7 protein-coding genes are annotated in these 6,625 nt (G+C 63.4%); 3 read left to right on the top strand and 4 right to left on the bottom strand.

What is annotated here, in order from left to right; all coding sequences use genetic code 11:
- A partial coding sequence (locus tag VZ95_RS25500) for a tetratricopeptide repeat protein (RefSeq protein WP_045775861.1) occupies positions 1-2,082 on the top strand: 2,082 nt, incomplete at its 5' end.
- Entirely contained in the window at positions 2,061-2,903 is an 843-nt protein-coding gene (locus tag VZ95_RS10875) for a hypothetical protein (protein WP_045775860.1), read from the top strand. The genes VZ95_RS25500 and VZ95_RS10875, both read left to right, overlap by 22 nt.
- Before the next feature lie 70 nt (positions 2,904-2,973).
- Here VZ95_RS10875 and VZ95_RS10870 read toward each other — a convergent pair whose 3' ends face one another.
- From VZ95_RS10870 to VZ95_RS10855, 4 genes are all read right to left on the bottom strand, one after another.
- A complete protein-coding gene (locus VZ95_RS10870) occupies positions 2,974-3,501 on the bottom strand; it encodes a glutathione peroxidase (protein ID WP_198148229.1) in 528 nt (175 codons plus the stop codon).
- A gap of 267 nt (positions 3,502-3,768) precedes the next feature.
- Positions 3,769-5,058 carry an O-acetylhomoserine aminocarboxypropyltransferase gene (locus VZ95_RS10865; protein ID WP_045775858.1) on the bottom strand — a complete coding sequence of 430 codons (1,290 nt, stop codon included), beginning with the start codon at positions 5,056-5,058 and terminating at the stop codon, positions 3,769-3,771.
- Between the two features lie 24 nt (positions 5,059-5,082).
- Positions 5,083-5,556, bottom strand: coding sequence for a CoA-binding protein (locus tag VZ95_RS10860; protein ID WP_045775857.1), 474 nt, complete (start codon positions 5,554-5,556; stop codon positions 5,083-5,085).
- Between the two features lie 2 nt (positions 5,557-5,558).
- Positions 5,559-6,338: an enoyl-CoA hydratase gene (locus VZ95_RS10855; RefSeq protein ID WP_045775856.1), complete on the bottom strand. Its 780-nt coding sequence runs from the start codon at positions 6,336-6,338 to the stop codon at positions 5,559-5,561.
- Between the two features lie 79 nt (positions 6,339-6,417).
- On the opposite strand from VZ95_RS10855, the gene VZ95_RS27070 reads away from it, so the two are divergent.
- Positions 6,418-6,625: hypothetical protein (locus tag VZ95_RS27070; protein WP_232302611.1), on the top strand; the 208-nt coding region annotated here is incomplete at its 3' end.

Here is a 6,625-nt window from a genome sequence, read left to right as displayed (position 1 = left end):
ACGCCGCCCCCAGAGAAACCGGCAACGCCAACGGCACAAGCCCCGACGGCGCTGGTTGCGGCTCCGGCCTCGGTGGCGGCGGTCGATGTGCCGCGCGTGAAGGTTAATGTCGGCGATAATGGCACGTTTACGCGCTTCGTTTTTGATTGGCCCGCCGGGACCGGCTACCGCGTGAGTTCCGCCGATGGTGTGGCGCGAATTACCTTCGATAAAGCCGGGCAGTTCGATCTGGCCGATATTCGCCGCCGTTTGACCAAATCCATCGGCACGGTCGAAGCCGCCACCAATGGCAGCGCCACCGAATTTGCGCTGGCCTTGCCGCCGAACGCCAAGCTCGTTGATCGCAAAATCGGCACGCGCATTCTGCTCGATGTGCAAGCCCCGCCGAATGGCCCGGCGGGCGCGGCTAAGGTGGCGGTATCGCTACCCGCGTCGGCGGCTCCCGTGCAGGTGGCGCAAGCCCAGCCTCAGCAAGCCGCAGTCCCCGTTGCTCAACCGACGCCCGCGCCCGCTCCGGTTCCGGCCTCGATTACCGCGCCGCCGAAGCCTCCCGCCGAGCCGCTGATGGTGCCCCCGGCGATGACGCCGGTTCAGCCGATCACGCTGACGGCGGTGCAGGCGGTCGATAAATCCATCACCATTCGGATTCCGACCCCCGCCCCGGCGGCGGCCTATTTGCGCGACGATCAGCTTTATTTAGCGTTTGCCGCGCCGCTCGCCGCCGATCTGTCGGCGGTGACGCGCCTGCGCACGCGGGTTGAACCGGAGCAGTTGAAGGCGACGCATGGATCGGTGCTGCGTTTGGCGGTTCCGGCAGGCCTTGTCCCGACGCTCAGCCGGGAAGAGCAGGCGCTCGTCGTGCTGCTGCGTCCGAGGGGGACGGGACGTCCCGATTCGGCCTTGCCGATTACGTCGGATGCCGAGGGCGGCTTCGTTACGATTGCAACCAGTCAAGCCTCTTTCCCGATTTCGCTCGCCGATCCCGATACCGGCGCGCTCTGGCGCTTCATTGCCCTGCCGCAGACGACGCGCGGGATCGATGCGCCGCGCGATTTTGCGCAAGTCGCGCTACCGCGTACCCTCTCCGGGGTGTTGATCGTGCCGAAGGCGGATACGGTCGAAATTCGCGTCACGCCCAGTGCCGTAACCATCGGGGCGTCGCTCAGCCTGTCGCAGATTCCGGGGCGGCCCGGATCGGTGAAGGCCTATGATTTCGCCAAGTGGCAAATTCCGGACGATGCGTTTCTGGAAACCCGCCAGCGCTTGATGACGGCGGTGACGGAATCCGACGAGCTGCGCCGCCCGTCGGCGCGCTTCGATCTCGCGCAGTTTTTCGTCGCCCAAGGGCAATATCCCGACGCGCTCGGCGTGTTGGAGTTGATCGGTCGGATGACGCCGGCGCTCGCCAATGATCCGGCCCTGCTCGCCCTGCGCGGTGCCGTGCGGGTGATGCGCGAAGAAGGGGTGGCGGCGCTGCCCGAGTTGATGGATCGGCGCTTGGATACCGATCCCGAAGCGCTGCTGTGGCGCGCAGCGGCCTCGGCCCAGGTCGAATCCTGGAATTCGGCGGACGATCTGTTCCGGCGCGCGGGCGGCATTCCCGACAGCTACCCGATGCCGATGCGCGCGAAGTTGGTTTTGCTGGCCGCCGAAGCCGCGGAGAAGGTGGGCGATTCGCGCCGGGCGCTCGCCTATACCGATCTGCTGGCCCGCCCCGATGCGCCGCCCGAGGCGCGCGCTGAAGCCGAGTTCATTCGCGCCAAGGTGATGCTGAAGACCGACCGGCGCACCACGGCGCTGCCGATCTTGGATCGGCTGATCGCCTCCGATGATCGCCGTATCCGGGCGCATGCCGAGCCGGTGTGGGTTGAGGAAGCCTTGAAAGACGGGCGGATCGACCGGCTGGAAGCCATCGAGCGCTTGGAAAAGACGCGCTACGCCTGGCCGGGCGGCTCGCTTGAATATGTGCAGTTGAAGCGGCTGGCCGATCTTTACATCCAGGGCGGTCAAATCGGTGAAGCCTTGCGTACCTTGCGCGAAGCCTCGGTGCATTTCCCGCAGTGGCTGATGCCGATAAGCTGAAAGACCGCATGACCGATGTGTTCATTAGTCTTTACGACGGCGGCGGGCCGGGCAAAGTTCCGCCGTTGGCTGCGCTCGCGCTCTACGATGATTACCGCGACCTCACGCCGCCGGGACCGCGCGGCGATGCGATGATTCAGAGCTTGGCGGACCGTCTCGTTCAAATCGACCTGCTCGACCGCGCGGCGGATCTGCTGACCTATCAGATCGATCAGCGCTTGAGCGGGGTTGAAAAAGCCAAGGTTGGCGCGCGTTTGGCCGTGGTGCAACTGCTGGACCGCCGCCCGAACGATGCCGTCATCGCTATCGACCGCAGCGACGTGCCGAACTTGCCGCCCGAGTTGCAGCAGGAACGCCGTCGCTTGAAGGCGCGCGCTTATATGGAAGCTGGGCAACCGGATCGCGGCCTGTCGGTGATCGAAGGCGACATTAGCCGCGACGGCGAATTGCTGCGCGCGCAATTGTTCAGCCGCGCACAAAATTGGGTGGAAGCGGCTGCGGCGCTGACGCGGCTGGCGGGTTCGCCCTCGGATCGCACGATGACGCCGGAGCGGGAGGGGCTGATTATCAACCTCGCTATTGCGACCGCGCTGTCGGGCGAGCCGGGCATGGTGTCGCGCCTGCGGGCGGATTTCGAACCGCTGATGCGGACCACCGGCAGCGCCTCGGCCTTCGAGCTGCTCACGGGGTCGACGCGTCCGGCGGGCTCCATCGATCAAACCGCGCTGGCGCAACGCTTCACCGAGTTGGATATTTTCCAACGGGCGATGGCGGATTATCGCCAGAAGGTACAACAGGGGCAGTTGAGCGCGATCAACTAACCGCCTGCACACGCCAAAAAGGCCGGTTCCTGCACGGGGAACCGGCCTTTTTTATGGAACCCCAAAAGAATTAACCGCTTTTGGCGGGCAGAATCGTTTCAATCGCCTTGGTAACGCGGCTGGAGGTTGGCTCGGTGAGGGTTGAGAACCAATCGACCAAGGCCCCGTCCGGGCCAATCAAATATTTGTGAAAATTCCAGCGCGGTTTTGCCACCAGCCCCAGCTTTTCCCCAGCCCATTTGTAGAAAGGATGGGCTTCGGCCCCGACCACATGGGTTTTCTCGGTGAGAGGAAAGCTCACGTCGAAGCTGGTTTCGCAGAAATTCTTAATCTCTGCGCTCGATCCCGGCTCTTGGCCGCCGAAATCATTGCTCGGCACGCCCAGCACGATCAAGCCGTTCGGCCCGTAGCGGTCGTAGAGCGCTTCCAGCCCCTTATACTGCGGCGTAAACCCGCATTGGGAGGCCGTATTGACAATCAACACCGCCTTACCCGTGAAAGTGGCCAGCGGCAAGGGCTGGCCATCGATGGTTTGGAAGGTGAAATCATAGGCGCTTCCCGGCGTTTCCGCGCGCGCGAACCCCAAAAATCCCAGCATGGCGACAGTTCCTACCCAAGGGGCGATAAGCCGACGCATCCGTGTGTCTCCTCAGGATAGACCATTTTCAGGCTTGATACGATCCAAAGGGAGATATGGACGCCGAGGCGTAAAATACGAGGGATCGGCGCTCAATTAAAGCGGGCTGCCGCCCGCGCCCGCTCGGGGAGCAAGCTCCCCGAACCCCTCTTTTTTTATCAATAAAAGAAAAGGGGGGCCGGGGCATGCCCCGGACGGGTTTGGGCGGTAGCCCAATATAAAGAAGGCCTACCCTAGCTTCGCCAAAGCTTGAGCCAGATCGGCGATGATATCGTCCACGCTCTCCAGCCCAACCGAAAGGCGTAACACGTCCGGCCCGGCCCCGGCGGTGACGCGCTGGTCGTCCGAAAGCTGCCGGTGCGTGGTGGAGGCGGGGTGGATGATGAGCGAGCGCACATCGCCGATATTGGCGAGATGGGAGATAAGTTCCACGCCTTCGACTATTTTCACCCCGGCCTCATAGCCGCCCTTCACGCCGAAGGTGAAGACGGAGCCCGCCCCCTTCGGCAGGTAGCGCGCGGCGAGGGCGTGATATTTATTCCCCGGCAGGCCCGCGTAATTGACCCAGGCGACGGCAGCATGGGCGGCGAGAAACTCGGCGACCTTTTGGGCATTGGCGCAGTGGCGTTCCATGCGCAAGGCCAGGGTTTCGATGCCGGTCATCGTCAGGAAGGCATTCATCGGGGCCATCGTCGCGCCGAGATCGCGTAAAGAAATCGCGTGGCCGTAGATCGTGAAGGCAAGGTCGCCGAAGGTCTCGTGGAAGCGCAAGCCGTGATAGGCGGGTTCCGGCTCGGCAAGGCTGGGGAAGCGCCCCGGCGTCGCCGACCAATCGAAACTACCGCTATCGACAATCGCGCCGCCCATCGCGGTGCCGTGACCGGAGAGAAACTTCGTCGTCGAGTGGCACACGAGGGTCGCGCCATAGTCGATGGGGCGGCAGAGGTAGGGGGTCGCCATCGTATTATCGACGATGAGGGGCACGCCGACGCCCTCGGCGACCCGCGCCACGGCTTCAAGATCGGTGATGACGCCGCCGGGATTGGCGAGGCTCTCGACGAAGAACGCCTTGGTTTTCTCGGTCGCGGCGTGGCGGAAGTTTTCGGGATCATCGGCATCGACGAAAATCGCCTGCCAGCCGAATTTTTTGAAGGTGCGCGAGAATTGCGTCACCGAGCCGCCGTAAAGCTTATTGGAAACAACCACTTCGTCGCCGGGGCTCATCAGCGGGAACAGCGCCATCAGTTGCGCGGCATGGCCGGAGGCGGCCGCCGTTGCGCCGCGCCCGCCTTCGAGGCTGGCGATACGCTCTTCCAGCGCCGCCACGGTCGGATTGGTCAGGCGGCTATAGATATAGCCATAGGTTTGCAGATTGAAGAGCGAGGCGGCGTGGTCGGTGCTGTCGAACACATAGGCGGTGGTTTGGTAAATCGGCGTTACCCGCGCGCCCGTGGTCGGGTCGGGCGCGCCGCCCGCGTGAATGGCGCGGGTTTCGAAGCCGGGTTTGCGATGCGGCATTGATCTGATCCTATGCTCTTGAATTTAATGGAGTTTGCGGCGGCTGGAGAGAATGCCGGTATTGATACCGCCCCAGCCAAGCTCGCCAAACAGGCGGGCGTATTCGATTTTTGGGCAGCGGTTCATCACGACCTCAAGCCCGGCGGCCTCGGCGGTCGCGGCGGCTTCGGCGTGTTCGATGCCAAGCTGCATCCACAGCACTTTTGCCCCGATGGCGATAGCCTCGGCGGCGACTTCCGGCGCGGCTTCGGCTTTGCGGAACATATCGACCATATCGACCGGAACGGGGATATCGGCAAGGGTCGCGTAGATCGTCTCGCCCAGCACCTCTTGCCCCGCCGATCCCGGATTAACGGGGATGACGCGGAAGCCTTTGCTCTGGAGATATTTCATCACGAAATAGCTCGGGCGGTTCCAGTTGGTCGACGCGCCGACCATCGCAATGGTTTTAACGCTGGTCAGGATAGCGCGCAGGCCGGCTTCGCTGGTAACAGGCATTTTTAGGCCCCGCACCAAACGGGCGCGCGCTTGGCGAGGAAAGCGTCGATGCCCTCGGCGGCGTCTTGGGTTGCGAGATTGCGCGCCATGACAGCGGCGGTATAGGCGTAGGCGTCGGCGGTGCCCATTTCGTCCTGTCGGTAGAAGGCTTCCTTGCCGATGCGCAAGGTCAGCGGCGATTTGGCGGTGAGGCGGGCGGTAAACCCGGCGATAGCGCTATCGAGATCGTCCGGGGCGACCACGGCATTGACCAGCCCATAGGCGGCTGCCGTTTCGGCGTCGATACTCTCGCCCAGCATCAGCATTTCCAGCGCACGCTTGCGCGGCACGGCGCGGGCGAGGGCGACCATCGGCGTCGAGCAGAACAGGCCGATGTGAACGCCCGGCGTGGCGAAATGGGCTTTAGTCGAGGCAACGGCCAAATCGCAGGTAGCGACCAACTGGCAGCCCGCCGCCGTGGCGATGCCGTGGACGCGGGCGATGACCGGCTGGGGCAGGGCTTGCAGCGCGAGCATCAGTTCGGCGCAGGCTTCGAACAGCGCGGCATAGAAGACGGGATCGGGGTTCGCCTGAATTTCCTTCAGATCATGGCCGGAGCAGAACCCCGGCCCGGCCCCCGTCAGTACGACGGCTTTTACACTGGCGTCTCGTGCGACGCGCGCAAGCTCGGCCCTAAGGGCAGCAATCATGGCGCGGGAGAGGGCGTTGCGCTGTTGCGGGCGGTTCAGCGTGAGGGTTGCAACCCCTGCGGAATCCTGGCGTAGCACCAGATCGTCGGTCATCCGTCGTTTCCTTCCCGTTTATCGTTAGGCCGCAGTGTAAGGCTGGCGGCGGCTTTCAGGAGCGGTATAATGATACCACATGCCTGAAGATTCTTTCAAACCCCCAGAAACACACGCATTTCAGGCCTTGACGGGGGATGCCGCTTGTCGTATTTCACCGCCTCACCTTAACCGGGGTGCCCCCGTCGATTATATTGGCATCGGGCACTTCGTCGCCGTAGCTGTCAGGATCGTCTATGAAGACCTATTCCGCGAAGCCGAGCGAGATCGAGAAGAAATGGTTTGTC

The sequence above is a fragment of the Elstera litoralis genome (assembly GCF_000963705.1).
Taxonomy (GTDB): Bacteria; Pseudomonadota; Alphaproteobacteria; order Elsterales; family Elsteraceae; genus Elstera; species Elstera litoralis.
This window is presented reverse-complemented; position numbering and strand designations above follow the sequence as displayed.